The sequence below is a fragment of the Novosphingobium sp. genome (assembly GCF_040079535.1).
Classification (GTDB): Bacteria; Pseudomonadota; Alphaproteobacteria; order Sphingomonadales; family Sphingomonadaceae; genus Novosphingobium.
Map to the genome: position 1 here is coordinate 1 of NZ_JBEBKB010000005.1, position 18,478 is coordinate 18,478.

At 62.4% G+C, this 18,478-nt stretch carries 12 protein-coding genes; 4 read left to right on the forward strand and 8 right to left on the reverse strand.

Going from position 1 to position 18,478, the window contains the following annotated elements; all coding sequences use genetic code 11:
* Nucleotides 1–286: 286 nt before the first annotated feature.
* The 6 genes from ABL914_RS02755 to ABL914_RS02780 form a co-directional block, all read right to left on the reverse strand.
* Nucleotides 287–3,058 (reverse strand): phosphoenolpyruvate carboxylase, encoded by a 2,772-nt coding sequence (locus tag ABL914_RS02755; RefSeq protein WP_391561624.1) that lies wholly within the window; start codon nt 3,056–3,058, stop codon nt 287–289.
* Complete coding sequence (gene eda / locus ABL914_RS02760) at nt 3,055–3,660, reverse strand: bifunctional 4-hydroxy-2-oxoglutarate aldolase/2-dehydro-3-deoxy-phosphogluconate aldolase (RefSeq protein ID WP_391561711.1); 606 nt, start codon at nt 3,658–3,660, stop codon at nt 3,055–3,057. The genes ABL914_RS02755 and eda overlap by 4 nt, the downstream gene beginning before the upstream one ends.
* Nucleotides 3,661–3,677: 17 nt before the next feature.
* Nucleotides 3,678–4,652: a glucokinase gene (glk, locus tag ABL914_RS02765; RefSeq protein WP_391561625.1), complete on the reverse strand. Its 975-nt coding sequence runs from the start codon at nt 4,650–4,652 to the stop codon at nt 3,678–3,680.
* Nucleotides 4,649–6,463, reverse strand: a complete 1,815-nt coding sequence (gene edd / locus ABL914_RS02770; protein WP_391561626.1) for a phosphogluconate dehydratase — start codon at nt 6,461–6,463, stop codon at nt 4,649–4,651. The genes glk and edd overlap by 4 nt, the downstream gene beginning before the upstream one ends.
* On the reverse strand, nt 6,456–7,895 hold the full coding sequence (zwf, locus tag ABL914_RS02775) for a glucose-6-phosphate dehydrogenase (protein ID WP_391561627.1): 1,440 nt from the start codon (nt 7,893–7,895) through the stop codon (nt 6,456–6,458). The genes edd and zwf overlap by 8 nt, the downstream gene beginning before the upstream one ends.
* A 132-nt stretch (nt 7,896–8,027) precedes the next feature.
* Nucleotides 8,028–10,403, reverse strand: coding sequence for a putative bifunctional diguanylate cyclase/phosphodiesterase (locus tag ABL914_RS02780; RefSeq protein ID WP_391561628.1), 2,376 nt, complete (start codon nt 10,401–10,403; stop codon nt 8,028–8,030).
* Nucleotides 10,404–10,533: 130 nt separating this feature from the next.
* Between ABL914_RS02780 and ABL914_RS02785 the strand changes: the two genes are divergently transcribed.
* Nucleotides 10,534–11,955 carry a M20/M25/M40 family metallo-hydrolase gene (locus tag ABL914_RS02785; protein ID WP_391561629.1) on the forward strand — a complete coding sequence of 474 codons (1,422 nt, stop codon included), beginning with the start codon at nt 10,534–10,536 and terminating at the stop codon, nt 11,953–11,955.
* Here ABL914_RS02785 and ABL914_RS02790 read toward each other — a convergent pair.
* Nucleotides 11,927–12,562 (reverse strand): TetR family transcriptional regulator C-terminal domain-containing protein, encoded by a 636-nt coding sequence (locus ABL914_RS02790; protein WP_391561630.1) that lies wholly within the window; start codon nt 12,560–12,562, stop codon nt 11,927–11,929. The genes ABL914_RS02785 and ABL914_RS02790 overlap by 29 nt on opposite strands.
* A 58-nt stretch (nt 12,563–12,620) precedes the next feature.
* Between ABL914_RS02790 and ABL914_RS02795 the strand changes: the two genes are divergently transcribed.
* Both ABL914_RS02795 and ABL914_RS02800 read left to right on the forward strand, forming a co-directional pair.
* A complete protein-coding gene (locus ABL914_RS02795; protein WP_391561631.1) occupies nt 12,621–13,811 on the forward strand; it encodes an aromatic ring-hydroxylating dioxygenase subunit alpha in 1,191 nt (396 codons plus the stop codon).
* Nucleotides 13,812–13,862: 51 nt separating this feature from the next.
* The gene (locus ABL914_RS02800) at nt 13,863–15,461 is read left to right on the forward strand and encodes a phytoene desaturase family protein (protein WP_391561632.1); all 1,599 of its coding nucleotides are present in this window, start codon (nt 13,863–13,865) and stop codon (nt 15,459–15,461) included.
* Here ABL914_RS02800 and ABL914_RS02805 read toward each other — a convergent pair.
* Nucleotides 15,436–16,722 carry an amino acid permease gene (locus tag ABL914_RS02805; RefSeq protein ID WP_391561633.1) on the reverse strand — a complete coding sequence of 429 codons (1,287 nt, stop codon included), beginning with the start codon at nt 16,720–16,722 and terminating at the stop codon, nt 15,436–15,438. The two genes, ABL914_RS02800 and ABL914_RS02805, sit on opposite strands and share 26 nt — an antisense overlap.
* A 76-nt stretch (nt 16,723–16,798) precedes the next feature.
* Between ABL914_RS02805 and ABL914_RS02810 the strand changes: the two genes are divergently transcribed.
* The gene (locus ABL914_RS02810; RefSeq protein WP_391561634.1) at nt 16,799–18,409 is read left to right on the forward strand and encodes a sulfotransferase; all 1,611 of its coding nucleotides are present in this window, start codon (nt 16,799–16,801) and stop codon (nt 18,407–18,409) included.
* Nucleotides 18,410–18,478: the final 69 nt, after the last annotated feature.

An 18,478-nucleotide genomic window follows, 5' to 3' on the forward strand; every position in this document is an offset into this window, starting at 1 on the left:
GCTGGGGCCTGGACAGGGGCTGTCTTGGCCACCAGTTCGGGATCGGGGCCGGGCAACAACAGGCCGCGGGCACTGTCAGGCGCCGCCAGCAACAGCGCGCCGCCGCCCAATATGCCCGCGCCAAACAGGCCGCCCAAAAGGTAAAGTGGGTTAATGTTCATTGCGTCGGGTCCAGCGTCAATTCAAGTTTGGCCTTGATTGGCAACAGCTTGCGGCCAAATCCAGCGCTGGATTTGCCCCGTTTCGCTGCGGGACTGCCTAGCAGCTAAAGGTTAACGTCAGCAATTCAGCCGTGCGCACCAAACAGGTTGGCGATCGAAGTGCCGATCCTGAGTGACAGGGCCTGCGCGGCGGCGATCGGATCGATGCAATCGCGGTGGATCGCTTCGTAACCCACCGCAGCGTCATCGGGATAGTCGCTTGGCTCTGCCACGCTGAAATCGTCAAGCGTGGGCACGATCACTGGAAAAGCGCGGCGCAGCTGTGCCAAAGCTTCATCGATCCGCAGGGTGAAGACCATTTCCAGCACGTCTTCGCGCGCAATATCGTTGGCGCGGCTGAACGCGGGAACCGATACTGCGCGCAGGAACATGTGCTGGTACAGCGCCAGACGCAGCGCTTGCAGCACACCCAGCAGGCGGCGGGTATGCTCGCGGGCCTCCGTTGGTGTTTCATCGGGTACCAGATCAAGCAGCCGGTGGAGCTTGAGCGCATCGACCCTGAGCCGCGATGCCAGCCGCCGGAACACGCCGGTGCGATCATCGGTGGTCAGGTATTCGGCCAAAGCCAGACAGGTATCTGCAATTGCATCCTCACCGCCGCGATAGGGGCGGCTGGCCCAATAGGCCGAATTGAACAGTTCCCCGAAGGCTGCAACGGTCTTGATCGAGGCCAGCGCATTGGCCGAACGAACCAGCCGGACCAGTTGCCGACCGCGCGCGCTGGTGGTCAGCAGCTCAGCCAGCGCCTCGTAATTGCCTTCGGCCGCAGTGCCAAACCCGGCGATTACGTTCACGGGATAGCCCAGCTGTTGCAGCACCGCATTGTGCGGGATCGCGCGGATCTGGCGCAGGTTCATCTCGCGGTCGGCGGCAAGATCCGATTGGCGGCGGCTTTTGCGGCTGCCGGTATCGCACAGCATGCCCAGCCCAAACGCGGTAACCGCGCGCGGGTAGGTCCGGCTGACCAGCTGCGCGGCCTGGAACCGCCGGATCGCCCGGTAGAAATCGAGGCTCAGGTCTGTCCGGCGATAAAACGGATCGGTTGGCGCATCGGGATCGGCTTCGGCCGGGCGCAGTTCGGCAAAACGGGTCAGCGTTGCCAGCGCCAGTTCAGCCGTGCCGAAGAACAGATAACCATCGCCGCCCTGAAAGCTGACTTCGGGTTCAAGCTGGATCCCAGCGCGTACAAACCGCCGCCGTGCCCATGGAGAAAGCGGCCATTCGGTCCGATCGGCAAAGCTGGATGGATGGGCGCCGCGGCCCATCCCCTCGCCGTGGGTGTTGAAGACCAGCGCGGCAACATCGTTCAGTCCATTGGCGGCCATGGCTTCGGCCAGGCGGCCTTGCAGCCGTTCGATCGCCAGCGCTGCGGGGATCTGGCCGACGAAGCGGCCGGCATCGGAAAATCCGGTCTGGATCGCTACCCTTCCGCGCTGACGGGCATAGCTGCGATAGGCTTCCTCGGCCAGCAAGGCGTCAAGAAACCGGCCGCCGTGTTCCAGTGCCGTTTCGGTTTCAAACAGCGGCGAGACATCAACCTTGTCCGCGATCCCGAACAACCTGGCGAAATAGAGCGCGGCCAGCACCGTTGTGGGCTGTTCGCATTCGGCCACCAGCATCCGGATCGGAGCATCGGCATCAACGTGTTCCAGGATCTGCACCATCGCCAGAAACTGGCGCACAGCGGTGCTGCTTTCTATCCCCAGCGCGGCCATGTTTGATCGCAGCGGCTGCACCTTGGCCAATAGTTCGCGCATCGCCGCCAATGCAGCCTGGCTGGCCAGATCCAGCTTGCCGCTGGGATCGATCCGGCGGCGGATCGCGTTTTGCAGCTGGCTGGCGTTGACCCGGAAATGGATCCAGCCCATCCCCAGACCATCGGCCCGCATCGCGGCTGCTACCGTCAACAATGCCTCGGCGCGGTCCTCGTCAGCCGATGCCGCAAGGTCTTCCAGATCAGCGATGATTGGTGCCAGGCTGGTCAGTTTGAAGGGGTGATCGGCCGAAAGGGCATTGGCAGTTACCGAAAGCGCGGCTGGATCAGCCGGATCGGTTTCGGCCAGCCGCACCGACATGGTTTTGGCATAAAGGGCGGCGGCCTGAAGCCGCTGGGCCAGATCGGATGCAAACGGGGCCAGATCGGCGGCATAGTGCGCCAGCCGTTCAGCCTTTTCAGACAGCCGATAGCTAAGCGATGTGGCCCACGAAATGTCGGTCCGGCCGTCCATGTCATAGCCAACCCAGCTGGCGAAGCGCAGCGGCAGCGGGGCCAGGTCGCGCCACTGATCGGGCCAGCGCCGTCGCGCTTCGGACAGCAGCTGGCGGACCATCGCATCGCGCGCGCGCTGGGCCCGGGCGATGGCTGCCATGGCATCGGCATGCTCGCTATCAAGCGTGATGACGTCGCGCTCATGCGGGGCGATGCAGGCGGTGCCGGCTTCGATCGTGCCGCGCGTTGCCGCCTGGGCTACGGCTTCGCTTTGGCGGCGGGTCAGCAGAAATGTCGGGTGCGCGGTGAAAACCACGTGCAGCAGCGGCTGGCGCCACCGGGTGGCAAATTGTTCAAAGCTATCGCCGTGCGCCGGGCCAAGCCGGGCCAGGTTGGTCTGTGGATCAAGCGGGGCAACCAGCCGTTCAAGCCGCGCGGCGCGGGCCAGCAGGCCTTCGCATTCCAGTTCGGAAACCAGTCCGGCCACCTCAGCCAGCGGCAGATCGCCGCTTTCGATTCTGCGCGAAAGCTCAAGGCTCAGCTGGAAAACCGGATTGAACAGCGGGGTTTCGGCCGTGTGTTCGTGCAGCGCCTGCAGCCGGGCGTCTAGCTGCGCAAGCAAGGTCACCGCGCCAGGGCTGCGGCGCTGCGAGCAGCAGCTTCGATCGCCGCCAGATCGGGGCCGGCCCCATCTTTGCCAGCGCCCACCAGCCATGATCCGCCGCAGCACAGCACCGCATCCAGCGCCAGCCAATTGGCTGCGCTGGATTGAGTGATGCCACCTGTTGGGCAGAACCGGGCCATGCCAAACGGCGCGGCGATGGCCTTTAGTGCGGCAATCCCGCCATTGGCTTCGGCCGGGAAGAATTTGAACCGATCCAACCCCAGATCTAGCCCGCGCATCACATCGCTGGCATTGGCAATTCCGGGCAGCAACGGGGCGCCAGCCGCGATTGCGGCCTTGGCCAGGCTCTCGGTCAGTCCGGGCGAGACGATGAATTCGCTGCCAGCTTCCAGCGCATCGTCAAGCGCATGCGGGTTCAGCACCGTGCCGGCACCAACAATGGCCCCTGGAACGCGCTTCATTTCGCGGATCACGTCGAGCGCAGCAGCGGTGCGCAGGGTCACTTCCAGCACCGGCAGGCCGCCCGCGACCAGCGCCGCTGCAATCGGGGCGGCGTGCGCGGCGTCTTCGATCACCAGCACCGGGATCACCGGGGCCATGCGCATAATGTCTTCGATCCGGCTCACAAATAATGCTCCTTGGCAAAGGCGGCTGCGGCCCCGAACAGGCCCGGCTGAGGATGGGTGATCAATTTGACCGGCAGGGTGCTCATCAGTTCGGCAAAGCGGCCCTTGGCAGTAAACCGGTTGGCAAAGCCGGACTTCAGCAGCGTGTCCTTGATCCGCAGGCCCAGCCCGCCGGCAATCACAACACCGCTGCCGCCCTGGGCCAGGGCAATATCACCCGCAAAAGAGCCCAGCGACAGGCAGAACCGGTCCACCGCGGCGGCGGCCAGACTGTCTTCCCCGCTGGTTCCGCGTTGCCACAGGGTCTTGTCATCCACCGGCTGGATCGCGCGGCCTTCAAGCACCGACAATGCCTCGTAAATATCGACAAGCCCGGGGCCAGAAACCACTCGTTCGGCTGATACCCGGCGATAGCGCTGGCGCAGCCGGGCCAGGATCGCATCCTCAATCGTATCAAGCGGGGCATAGTCAATGTGTCCGCCTTCGGTGGCCTGAACGCGGTAATCGCCATCACCGCTGCGCCAGATATGCGCCACGCCCAGTCCGGTTCCGGGGCCAACAATGCTGATCGTGCCAGCGGCGGGCAGCGGCGCATCAGGCCCGGCCAGATGAACGAAATGGGCCTCATCAGCGCAGGCCACCGCATGGCCTACCGCGCCGAAATCATTGATTACGGTGTACTGGCTGGCACCCAGCTTTTCAGGGATCAGCGCCGGGCGGATTACCCAGGGGTTGTTGGTAAAGCGGATCACCTCGCCGCCCACCGGCCCGGCGATTGCGATCGCGACGGCACTGGGCAGAGCGCCGCCCTGGATCCGCGCGAAATCTTCCCATGCGGTCTGAAAGCTGGCGTGATCCTTAGTGTGGAGCGTGGCCGGATCGCCCAGCGTGATCGCGCCGTCATCGCCAAAAGTGGCAATTGCAAAACGGGCGTGGGTTCCGCCGATGTCCACGGTTACGATCTGGGTCACAGCCCTGCCTCCACCAGCATCGCCGATCCGCCCTGCTCGGCGCCGTCGGCATGATTTCGCAGCATCGCAAACAGTTCGCGGCCCATTCCGGTCTGCCGTTCTGGCGGGCTGACCGGCTCGCGCGCAGATAGATCGGCTTCAACTTGCAGCACACCGTCATGCGCGCACAGGCGGATCACATCACCATCGCGCAGCCGCGCCAGGGGGCCGCCGCCCAGCGCCTCTGGTGTTACGTGGATCGCTGCGGGAACTTTGCCCGAAGCCCCGCTCATCCGGCCATCGGTAACCAGCGCCACCTTGAAGCCCTTGTCTTGCAGAACGCCCAGTGGCGGGGTCAGCTTGTGAAGTTCGGGCATGCCGTTGGCGCGCGGGCCTTGAAAGCGCACGACGACGATAACGTCGCGGTCAAGCTCGCCCGCCTTGAACGCTGTCTGCACCGCTTCCTGGCTTTCAAACACGCGGGCCGGTGCTTCGATCGAATAGCGATCGGGATCAACCGCGCTGGTCTTGAAAGTTCCGCGGCCCAGATTGCCCTGAACCAGCCGCATTCCGCCATCGGGATGGAACGGCGCGTCTGCCGGGGCCAGGATGGCCGGATCAAGGCTGGTCACAGGGGCCGGGCGCCAGCTGAGCGCATCGCCATCAAGGCCGGGCTCGGTTGCATAGGCCGCCATGCCCTGATCGCTGATCGTCAGCAGATCACCGTGGGCCAATCCCGCATCCAGCAATTGCCGCACCACATACCCCATACCGCCAGCGGCGTGGAAATGGTTCACATCGGCCCCGCCATTGGGATAGACCCGCGCGATCAGCGGGACCGCAGCGGACAGTTCGTCCAGATCCTGCCAATCGATCTGGATCCCGGCAGCGCGGGCCATGGCAGGGATGTGGATCGCATGGTTGGTTGAACCGCCGGTGGCCAGCAGGCCAACGGCTGCATTCACAATCGCCTTCTCATCGACCACACGGCCCATCGGGCGATAGTCTGCGCCTTCCCGTCCGATCTGGGTCAACCGGTGCACCGCCTGGCGGGTCAGCGCGGAACGCAGCGCAGTACCGGGCGGAACAAAGGCTGCGCCGGGGACATGCAGCCCCATCATTTCCAGCATCATCTGGTTCGAATTGGCTGTGCCATAGAATGTGCAGGTGCCGGGACTGTGATAGCTGGCGCTTTCGCTTTCCAGCAGATCGGCGCGGGTCGCCTTGCCTTCGGCATATAGCTGGCGGACCTTCTGCTTGTCCTTGTTGGCCAGCCCCGATGGCATTGGGCCCGAAGGCACGAACACCGCAGGCAGATGGCCAAACCGCAGCGCGCCGATCACCAGACCCGGCACGATCTTGTCACAGATCCCCAGCAAGGCCATGCCATCAAACATCGCGTGGCTCATCGCAACAGCGGTGCTTAGCGCGATCACATCGCGGCTGAACAGCGAAAGCTCCATCCCGTCCTGGCCCTGGGTTACCCCATCGCACATCGCCGGAACCCCGCCGGCCACTTGCGCCGTGGCACCCACTTCGCGCGCGTACAGCTTCATCGCTTCGGGGTAACGGGCATAGGGCTGATGGGCCGAAAGCATATCGTTATAGGCGGTTACGATCGCCAGATTTGCACCCCGGCCCGATTTGATCGCGGCCTTGTCATCCAGCGCCGCAGCAAAGCCGTGGGCCAGATTGCTGCAAGAAAGCGCACTACGGACCGGGAACCGTTCGGCCTCGCGCGCGATCAGATCAAGATAAGCGCGGCGGCTGCGGCCTGATCGCTCTATGATCCGCTGGGTCACGCGTTCAACCGCGGGGTGCAGACTAGTCATGCCAGGTTACTCCATCGCGTTCGGCCAGGGCAATTGCCGATGATGGCCCCCATGAACCGGCCGTATAGCTGCGCGGCTTGATTCCGTGCGTTTCCCAGCTGGCGCGGATCGCGTCGATCCAGTCCCACTGCGCTTCCACTTCATCGCGCCGCACGAACAGGGTCTGATCGCCTTCAATCAGATCGAGCAGCAGGCGTTCATAGGCGATCCGCTTTTGCGGTCCGGCAAAGGCATCGTCCATCGCGATATCCAGCGGAACCGGGCGCAGCCGGATCCCTTCGCGGTCCAGCCCAGGCACTTTGGCCATCAGGGTCAGCTGGATGTTTTCTTCGGGCTGGATCCCGATCACCAGGCTGTTGGGCACGGTCCGCGCCCCGCGTGAGGCGAAGATCGAATGCGGCACCGGGCGAAAGCGGACCACGATTTCGGTGGTTCGTTCGGGCAAGCGCTTGCCCGTGCGCAGATAGAACGGCACGCCTTTCCAGCGCCAGTTATCGACATGGGCCTTGATCGCTACGAACGTCTCGGTCTCGCTTTCCTGGCCCAGTTCATCGTCATATCCTGGCACCGGCTGGCCATCGATGGCGCCCTTGCGGTATTGCCCGGTTACCGTTTCATCGGGCCCGACCAGCCTAAGCGAACGCAGCGCCTTGACCTTTTCATCGCGGATCGCGGTGGCATCGAAATTGGCGGGCGGCTCCATTGCGACCAGCGCCAGCAATTGCAACATATGGTTCTGGACCATATCGCGCAGCGCCCCGGCTCCGTCATAATAGCCCACCCGGCTTTCCAGCCCGACGGTTTCGGCGATTGTAATCTGGACATGGTCGATATGCGCTGCGTTCCACAGCGGTTCGAACATGATGTTGGCAAAGCGCAGCGCCAGCAGGTTCTGGACGGTTTCCTTGCCCAGATAGTGATCGATCCGAAAGGTGCGATCCTCGGGAAAGGCGCGGGCCACGGCGTCATTTATGCCCTGGCTGGATGAAAGGCTGGTGCCTAGCGGCTTTTCCAGGCCAATCCGCACTTTGTCTCCGGTAAGGCCGGCGGCAGAGAGTCCGGCGATTGTCGGCTCAAACAGGCTTGGCGCGGTGGACAGGAAAATCGCCATGCCCTGGTCGATCGTGCCGATCTCATCCGCCAGGGTTACGAAGTGATCGGGCTGTGTGGCATCAAGCGTCTGGTATTTAAGCCGCCCCAGAAAGCTGTCGATCGCGTCCTTGCGAAAATCGGGCAGGTACTTGTTCAGCGCATCGCGCGCGAAATTGCGGTAGCTGTCATCGTCATAGTCTGATCGGGCTGTGCCGATCACGCTTAGCCCCGGGGCGATCAAGCCATCATCATGCAGCGCACACAGCGAAGGCAGCAGCATCCGCTGGGCAAGATCGCCGGTTGCGCCAAACAGCAGCAGGCGGTCTGCGGTGAAGCTCATCGGCGCACTCCCCAAATCGGGCCCCGGACATTGCGGGATCCGCTAGGGGTATGGAACTAGCAGCCGGGTCTGGGCCGCGCCAGCCCAGCGCATTCCAATTCAAAGGCCGAAAGCGGCCAATCCGGTTGGAATTCAGACCCGCGCGCGCTTTGAATACGTCTGCGTGCCGTGGCGGCTGCGGGCGCCGGCCAGCGTGGCGGGCCGGCGCAAGGGTGCGATCCGGTTGACTGCAGGGTGATAAACCTCGGATGGCTGGGCCTTGCCGAACAGCCAGCCCTGGACCATCACGCAGCCCTGTTCGCGCAAGGCATCAAGCTGATCGCGCTCTTCAACGCCCTCAGCCAGGGTGCACATGCCCAGCTGGTTGGCCAGCGCGATTACCGCAGCGACAATGGCCCGCGATTCTTCGCGCGTCGCCAGGCCGGAAACAAAGCTGCGATCGATCTTGATCTTGTCAAACGGGAAGGTCAGCAAATAGTTCAGCGAGGCATAGCCGGTACCGAAATCGTCGAGCGCGATCTTGAGGCCGAGGGCCTGCAACCGGCACAGCACATCGAGATTGGCCTCGGAATTGTGCAGCAGCACGCCTTCGGTGATTTCAAACTCAACCCTGTGCGGTTCAACCCCGCTGTCGGCCAGCGCGTTGACCACCACCGGCAGCAAATTGGGGCTGGCGAACTGGACCGGCGAAAGGTTGATCGCGATGCTTTCCTTGCCGGGCCAACGGGCCGCTTCAGCAAAGGCTTCGCGGATTACCCATTCACCGATTGGCACGATCAGGCCGGTTTCCTCGGCAATCGGGATAAAGGTATCGGGCGGGATCATGCCGCGAACCGGATGTTCCCAGCGCAGCAGCGCTTCGTAGCCAGTCATCTTTTCACTGGCGACATCGACCAGCGGCTGGAGGAACAGCTTCAGCTCGCCGCGGCTGATCGCATGGCGCAGATCGTGGGCCATCGTGTGGCGGGCGTGGAGTGCTTCGTCCATGCCTGGCTCAAACATTTCCCAGATCCCCCGGCCACCCTTTTTGGCGGCAGACAGCGCAATATCGGCATAGCTTTGAACGTGCCGCAGATTATCGCCATGGACCGGGGCCAGGGCAATGCCAATGCTGATTGCGCAAGGCAATTCATGGCCGTCAACTTCGATCTGCTCGGTCATGGTCAGCACCAGCAGCTCGGCCAGGCGAACCGCGTGATCGCAGGCATCAGCCCCAAACACTGCGATTGCAAATTCGTCTGAGCCAAGCCGGGTCAATGTTGGCTGGGTACCGCCCAGGCCGCTTCCGGCGATTTGCTTGGCCAGCCGATCGGCAAAGATCCTGAGAAAGGCATCGCCGGCCGGGTGGCCATACATATCATTGATGGTCTTAAAGTGATCGATATCCAGCAGTAACAGCGCGATGTGTTCATCGCCGGTGCGCCCGGCAAACATGGTTTCAAGCGATTCGGTGAAATGGGCGCGGTTTGGCAATTCGGTCAGCGCATCGAAAAAGGCCATCCGGTGCGCGCGGTGTTCGGCGCGGCGCTGTTCGGTAACATCCGAAATAACCCCGCGATAGGACACCCCATCGCCGGCCTTGCTGGGCCGCCCGCTGACAGACCACCAGCGCGGCTCGCCGCCTCCGGTGCCGTCCAGCGCCACCACTTCATCGCGCAGCACCCGCCGGGCCTTGATCGCCGCATCGATTGCGGCGCGGCCGGCATCATCGGCAAACAGGTTGATGAAATTGGTCCCGTTGAGGCTGGCAGCAGCATCGCCGGCAGCCTGGGCAAACCGTTTGGACACGCCAGCCAGGCGGTTCTTGGCGTCCAGTTCGAACAACCAGTCCGAACCGCTTTCCTCATAGGCGTTAAGCAGCAGCTTGACCGTGCGGGTGGCGGTGCCCAGTTCGCGATCGGCCAGAATCCGCGTCACGAACATGTCGCGGGCTGTGAATGTCATACGGACCAGCAGTGCGCTTGCCGCAAGTAGCACGGCGATTGCTGCGAACGCGTCGATCCCGCCCAGCTGGGCGAGGCCGATCGTCAATCCCAACGCCTGAGCCAGGATGAAAACTGCGGCAGATCGAACCAGGGTGCGCACAGTATAGGCTGCCGATGCGATCTGGGCGACCCCGCTGATTGCCAGCAGCAGCTGATCGCCAGACGAAACCAGCGGAAACCACAGCGCCAGCGGAATGCCGAAATTGCAGCCCAGCCAAACCGAATTGAGCGTGAATGCACTCATTACCTTGCCGGTGCGGCGGCGGCGGCGGCCCCGCTCGATCCCTTCGGCCAGCCACAGCCGGTGAAGCAGCGCAGCAACTGTAGAGCTGGCAAACAAGGCTAGTTGAACGGTTGCAAGCGCCTCGCCAAACAGCGCCAGGCAAATCACAGCAGCATTAAGCAATGTGCCCGCCGCCATGATGCGAACGATGCGGATGTGCGCGCTGATCAGCCGATTATCGACCCATTCGCGCAATTCTGGCGGTACGGCGGCGCGCAGCGCGGCCTGTTTGCTAACCATAGAACCCCCGCGACCCCCCGCTCGGACTAAGGCCGAACCAATAGCGGCGGCTCGGTTAATATTTCAACAAGCTGATCCTTTGCGGGAAATGCCGCTTGGTTCTAAGCAGTCTGCAAAAGGAGATTCGTCGATGCGCCTTAACCCTGCCGCCACTGCTTTTGCTCTGGTTCTGACCGCCGCACTTGCCGCCCCGCAACTGGTTGCCCGGCCGGCCAAGCCCAAGGCGCACCCCGAAGCCGAAGCGCAAGGGCTGGATCTGGCCAAGCAGGTGCTGGCCCTGCGCTCGGTCCAGGGCCCGGGCAACAAGACTGGTGAGGCGCTGGGCGTGGTTGGCACAGCATTGCAGACTGCGGGCTGGAAACCGGCGGAAGTTGAGATCACGCCGTTTGGCGATACCGCTTATATGATCGCCACCTGGCCCGGCAGCGATCCCAGCCTTAAACCGCTGGTGATTTCGGGCCATATGGACGTGGTTGAAGCCAAGCCTGAAGATTGGCAGCGCGATCCGTTCACCCCGGTGGTTGAAAATGGCTATCTGTTTGCGCGCGGCGCCAGCGATATGAAATTCGATGCGGCGCTGGTTACCGCCAGCCTGATCGAACTGCGCAAATCGGGCTATAAACCCAAGCGCACCATCGTGCTGCAATTTTCTGGAGACGAGGAGACCACCATGGCTTCAAGCCGGGTGATCGCCCAGAAGCTTAAACATGCCGAGCTGGTTCTCAATATCGACGGCGGCGGCGGAACGCTGGATGAAAAGACCGGAAGCGCCCTCTATTGGACCTGGGAAGGCGCAGAGAAGACCTACGATGACTATCAGCTTGAGGTAACCAATCCGGGCGGACACAGCTCTGCCCCGCGACCAGATAACGCGATTGTTCAACTGGCAACCGCAGTGGCGAAAGTGGGAGCCTATTATTTCAAGCCCGAACAGAATTCGATCACCAAGGCCTATTTCGAACGCGCGGCCCAGTTCGAAAGCGATCCAAAGACCGCAGCGGCGATGCGGACTTTCGCGGCCAACCCGGGTGATGCAGACGCGGCTGCGGTCTTGCGTGCCAATCCGGCCTATGTCGGCAAGGTTGGAACGACCTGCGTCGCCACGATGCTGGGCGGCGGTCATGCCCAGAATGCGCTGCCCCAGCGCGCCACCGCCAATATCAACTGCCGGGTTTTTCCCGGCCATACCCGTGAAGAAATCCGCGCGGAACTTGCCCAGGTAATCGGGATGCCGGTGGTCAAGGTCACGGCAACATCGGGTGAGGATTCGATTTCATCACCAGCATCGCCAATGCGGCCGGATTTTGTCGCTGCGGCCGAAAAAGCGGTGCGGATTGGCTATCCCGGCGTGCCTGTGATCCCCAGCCAGGCTTCGGGTGCATCAGATTCGATGTGGTACCGCGCGCTGGGCGTTCCAGCCTACAACGCCAGCCCGCTGTTCATGAAAGATAGCGATAGCTTTGCCCATGGCCTGAACGAGCGGGTGCCGCTGTCAAACATTGCACCGGCGATCAACTATTACCTTAGTCTGATCGCCGATCTGTCGAAATAAGGCTGTCCAGCGCGGCGCGGGCGATCATTTCGGCTTCGCCCGCGCTGAAGGCTTGCGGTGAAAGGCAAAGTTCCAGCCACAGCCCATCGATCAGCGCCGTGATCGCAATTGCCGCCCGGCGCAGGCCAGCCTTGGCGACACCGCATTCGCTCAGCAGGCCTTCCAGCCGGGCGCGAAAGGCGGCGTATTGGTGATCGTGCTGAAGGGCAATGTCCGAACGGCTGCGAACCAGGCTCCAAAACGCGATCCAGGTTGCCAGCAGTTCGCCGCTGGCTACTGGCGCGCGGAAACTGGCCGTAACGAAGGCATCAAGCCGGGCACGTGGATCGGTTCCGGCCGCATCCAGCGCCGCATTGATAGCCGCGCTCACTTGCGCTTCGATATGGGCATAGGTTTCGGCAACCAGCGCATCGACCCCGGAAAAATAGTGGCCGACGAGCCCCGGCGAAACCCCGGCATCTAGCGCAATCGCTCGAACACTGGATCCGCCCACGCCATCACGGGCCAGAACCCGCGCGCAGGCTTCGACCAGACTTTGACGGCGTGCATCGGGCTCTGCCCGGGTAAAGGCGCGTTCGGCGCGGGTAATGGCGGGTTTGGCACTCACTTGCGCCGCAATAGCACTTGTTGTACGATCGTCCAACAAGCAAGATGGATTCGCCCGGATGACCAAGCTCGACCACGCCTTTGCAGAGATCGAAAGCCGCGATGTTGATCCCGACGCCGACTTTTCCCTGCCGGGCTGGATCTACACCGACGAGGAATTCCTGAAGCTTGAGGTGGAGCGGATCCTTCGCCCCAGCTGGCAGATCGTCTGCCATGTCAGCGAAGTGGCTCAGCCGGGGCAGTATCAGACGCTGGACTATCTGGGCGAAAGCGTGGTGGTGATCCGCGGTGATGATGGCGAAGTGCGCGCGTTCACCAACGTCTGCCGGCACCGCGCGATGCGGTTGGTCGAAGGGCCTGCAGGCTGTACCAAAAAGCTGGTCTGCCCCTATCATGCCTGGGCCTATGAAACCGACGGGCGGCTAACCGGGGTGCCGAACAGGCGCGAATATCCCACGCTCAAGCTTGAAGAAAACGGGCTGGTCCCGGTTGGGCTGGAGGTGTGGCAAGGCTTCATCTTCGTCCAGCTGGAAGATGCCGGCTTTCCCAGCGTTGCTGAAATGATGGCCCCGTTTGATGCCGAAGTCTCGCAATACCGGTTTGCGGATATGCGCAGCATGGGCCCGGTTCGGCTGCGCCCCCGCGGCGTCAACTGGAAGAATGTCGGCGATAATTACTCGGACAATCTCCACATCCCGATCGCGCATGATGGGCTGAGCCGCCTGGTGGGAAAGACCTATCGGATCGAGGCGCACGGCTGGGCAGACCGGCTTTATGGTGATGTGATCAAGAACGACAAACAGAACTTCTGGGAAAAGGTCTACGGAGCCCATCTTCCGAAAGTCGATCACCTGCCCCAGGAGGCCCACGGGCGCTGGCTCTATTACAAGCTGTGGCCCAACATGGCGTTCGATATCTATGCCGATCAGATCGATTTCATGCAGTGGCTGCCGATCTCGCCGACCGAGTGCATCCTGCGCGAAGTAGCCTATGCAATCCCGGATGATCGCCGCGAAATGAAGGCGGTGCGCTATGCCAACTGGCGGATCAACCGCAACGTCAATGCCGAGGATACCTGGCTGATTTCCCGCGTCCAGCAGGGCATGGCCAGCAAAAGCTATGGCACCGGCCCGATCGCAACTAGCGAGGTCTGCCTGCGCAGTTTCGCCAAGAAAATCCGCGCTTTGATCCCGCAAGCCCGCCAACCTTTCGCGCCCAAGCCGGGCTGGAGCACACACAAACAATCATAACTTCGTCATCCCCGCGGAGGCGGGGATGACGAAGCGGAGAGAGATTCGGAAATGACCAAGACCTATGACGCGATCATCATCGGCGGCGGCCACAATGGGCTGACTTGCGCTTTCTACCTCGCCAAGGCGGGGATGCGGGTGCGGGTACTGGAACGGCGCCACATCGTTGGCGGCGCGGCGGTTACCGAGGAGTTTCACCCCGGCTTTCGCAATTCGACCGCCAGCTATACGGTCAGCCTACTGCGGCCCAAGGTGATCGCAGACATGAAGCTGCACGATTACGGCTACCGCGTGATTGAGCGCACGATCAGCAACTTCTTCCCGTTTGAGAACGACTATGTGAAGCTGGGCGGCGGCCCGGGCCGGACCGAGGCAGAATTTGCGCGGTTCTCCAAAAAAGATGCGGCAGCCTATCCGGCCTATGATGCGGCGCTGGAAAAGGTTGCCAATGTGCTGCGCGATCTTTCGTTGCAGATCCCGCCCAATGTTGGCGGCGGGCTATCATCGCTGGTTGCGGCGGCCAAGCAGGGCTGGCCGATGGCAAACCTGGATATTTCGGTGCAGCGCGATCTGCTCGATATTTTCACCAAGAGCGCTCGCCAGTTCCTCGATGGCTGGTTTAAGCACGACTATGTCCAATCGGCCTTCGCCTTCGATGCGGTGGTTGGCAACTATGCCGGGGTTTCAACGCCGGGCAGCGCCTATGTGTTGCTGCACCACGTGTTTGGCGAAGTGAACGGCAAGCTGGGGGCCTGGGGCCACGCAGTCGGCGGGATGGGCGCGATCACCCAGGCGATGGCCCGCGCCTGTGAGGACGCCGGGGTAGAGATCAGCCTTGAAGCACCTGTAGCAAAGGTACTGGTCGATGGAGCCAGGGTTACCGGCGTGAAGCTGGAAAGCGGCGAGGAGATTGCGGCAAGCATCGTTGCATCAAATGCCGGGCCTGCGCTGCTCTATCGCCAGCTGGTCGATCAGTCCGATCTGGATGATGATTTCAAACGCCGGATCCAAGGCTTCAAGACTTGTTCGGGCACGTTCCGGATGAATGTTGCGCTATCCGAACTGCCCTCGTTCTCGGTGCTGCCGGGCAAGGAAAAGGCCGAACACCACACCGCCGGGATCATCATTGCGCCGGGCATGGATTACATGGACCAGGCGTTTTACGATGCCGAGCAGCACGGTTGGTCAAAAAAGCCGATTGTCGAGATCAAGATCCCCTCGACCGTGGACGATACACTTGCCCCTGCTGGCCAGCACGTCGCCAGCCTGTTCTGCCAGCAGTTCGACCCCAAGGTTGATTGGGACAAGCACCGCGAGGCGGTGGCCGATATGATCATCGATACGGTGAACGATCATGCCCCCAATTTCAGGAAGTCGGTGATCGCCACGCAGATCCATTCACCGCTTGATCTGGAGCGCAAATTTGGCCTGATCGGCGGTGATATCATGCACGGCTCGATGGGGATCGATCAGCTCTGGGCGGCGCGTCCGGTGCTGGGCCACGGTGACTATCGCGGCCCCATCAAAGGCCTCTACATGTGCGGCGCGGGCACCCATCCGGGCGGCGGTGTGACCGGCGCACCGGGCCACAATGCGGCCCACGCGATATTGGCGGACCGTCCGCTTATCCGGAAGATCTTGCGGAGCTGACCCACCAGTAAACCGGCAGGCCCGCAACCAGCAGCGCAGCAGCATAGGTCATGGCTTCCAGCCCCAGACCGTATTCGGCCCAGACTACATAGGCCGAAGCGGTCACCGCCGCGATCAGCGTCAGCACGCTGTCGCGGCCCAGCCGCAGCACGGCAAAGGCGCTCATCAAATAGGCGATCAGCCCGGCAGACAGGCTGACCGAGGCGATGAAATTGAACAGATCGCCCAGTCCGCGCTGATAGTTCATCAGGGTCACGATGGAGAGCAGGCTGCTGGAAACAAGGTGCGATCGAACCGGGCTGCCGGCCGCATTCTCTGCCGCAAACCAGGCCGGGAATACACCGCCCTTGGCCATCGCCCAGGGCATTTCGGCCTGAACCAGAACCCAGCCGTTGAGCGTGCCGAACGCGCTGATCGCAGCGCACAGCGCCACCACCACCATCACTTCCGGCCCAAAAACCCGGCCCAGGAAATCGGCCACCGGCGCGGTTGAGGCGCCGGCCTCGGCAACGGGCATGTAAAAGGCGAAGGCCGCCGATATCCCCAGATAGACCAGCCCGGCCAGAGCCACGCCCCACAGCGTTGCCAGCGGAATATTGCGCGCCGGATTGGCCACCTTGTCAGCCGGGACTGTCGCGGCCTCAAGGCCAAGGAACGCCCAGAATGTCAGACCGGCGGCCGATGCGATCTTGTCTGCCGTAAAGGGTATGCCTGGATCGGGTGCACGCGGTGCGCCGGTCAGCACGAACCACAAGGCGGCCAGTATCAGCACAACCAGCGGCAGCAATTTCAGCACCACGGTCCATTCCTGCAGGCGCCCCGCTGCGCTGATCCCGCGGATATTGACCAAGGTCACGATCCAGACACAGGCAACCGCCAGCACAGCAGGCGCGCCAGTGGTGGTGGCCAGGGCGGGATAGATCGCTGCCAGCGCGCTGACCACAGCCACCGCCACCGCCGCATTGCCAACCCAGCTCATCACCCAATAGGCCCAGGCCGCGACAAACCCGGCCAGCGGCCCGAATGCCGCGCGAGCATAGGCATAGGGCCCGCCTGCCAGCGGCAGTCGCCGGCCCAGCGCGGCGAATACCACACCCAGGGCTATGGCCCCGACGATCGTAATCGCCCAGCCGGCAAACTGGTTCCAGCCAAGCGGAGCAAGCTGCGCGGGCAGGACATAGATGCCCGATCCCACCATATTGCCGATCACCAATGCCAGTAATGCCCAGAAGCCCAGAGTGCGCTGGTCGGTTTTGCTCACCCGGTTTCTCCTCAATCCCCAATTGCCAACAACCTATCGCTTGATTGCCGCGCGTCACCATGTTTCTGCTGTGCGCATGGCAACCGTTACCACCCGGTCCTGGCTTGAACGCCTGGGCAAGTATCATCCGCGCCTGATCGAGGCTGCGCTGGCGATGAACGAAAACGATGTGCCGCGCGCCGAACACGTGCTGCGCGCGCATCTTAAGGAAGACCCTTTCGATGTCGCCGCGATCCGGATGTTTGCCGAGGTTGCCGGGCGGATCGGGCGTTACAAGGACAGCGAAACGCTGCTGCGCCGCGCGCTGGAGCTTTCGCCCGCCTTCACCGCAGCGCGGGCCAATCTGGCGCTGGTGCTCTATCGCCAGAACCGCCCGGATGAGGCGATCGCGCAGCTGGACCAGGTTCTTGCCGAAGAACCAGAGGTTCCCGGCCACGCCAACCTTCAGGCCGCTGCCAAGGGCAGGATTGGTGAATTTGAGGAAGCCATCGCGCTCTATCAGCAGGTTCTGGCCAAGGCGCAGAACCAGCCACGGGTCTGGATGAGCTTTGGACACATGCTCAAAACCGTTGGCCGGCTTGAAGAAGGGATTGCCGCATATCGCCGCGCAATTGCCCTGATGCCCACGCTGGGCGAAGTGTGGTGGAGCCTGGCCAACCTGAAGACCGTGCGGTTTTCCGATGATGATATTTCCGCGATGCTGGCGGCAGCGGGATCACCCGAATTGGCCGAGGAAGACCGTTTCCACCTCGATTTTGCGCTGGGCAAGGCGCTTGAGGATCGCGGCGATGCCGATGGCGCCTTCGCGCACTATGCCAAGGCCAATGCGCTGCGCCGCGAAAGCCTGGACTATTCGGCCGAAGAGAACAGCCGCCTGGTTGACCGGCTGATCGAAATTGCCACGCCCGAATTCTTTGCCGCGCGGGCGGGGCAGGGCTGCGATGCGATCGATCCGATTTTCGTTCTGGGGATGCCCCGAGCCGGATCTACCCTGATCGAGCAGATCCTCTCCAGCCACAGCCAGATCGAAGGCACCACCGAATTGCCCGATATTCCGGCAATGGCCAGGCGCGCGAAGAATTATCCGCTCAACCTGCCCGAACTGAAAGGCGAAAAGCTGGAGGAACTGGGCGAGGAATTCCTGCGCCGCAGCCGAATCCAGCGCAAGACCGAGCGGCCACTGTTCATTGATAAGCTGCCCAACAATTGGCTGCACGTGGTTTACATCCTGATGATCCTGCCGGGGGCAAAGATCGTCGATGCGCGGCGGCATCCGCTGGGCTGCTGCTTTTCCAACTTCAAGCAGCATTTCGCGCGCGGTCAGGCGTTCAGCTACAGCCTTGATGATATGGGCCGGTATTATGCCGATTATGTCCGGCTGATGGCCCATATTGATTGGGTGCTGCCGGGCCGGATTCACCGGGTCAGCTATGAACGGATGGTCGATAATACCGAAGACGAGGTGCGCGCGCTGCTGGATTATTGCGATGTCCCGTTCGAGGAAGGGTGCCTTTCGTTCTACAAGAACGAGCGCGCCGTGCGCACACCCAGCAGCGAACAGGTCCGTCAGCCAATCTTCCGCGAAGGGACCGAGGCCTGGAAACCGTTCGCTGAGCACCTGGATCCATTGCGCAAGGCGCTGGGCGAAGTGCTCGATAGCTACCCAAATCCGCCAAAAACGTTGTAAATGTGTCACGCTCGGTTGGAATTGGGTAGCTTCTTAACCCCCCGTGCTTGACGGGAGGCCGATCAAGAA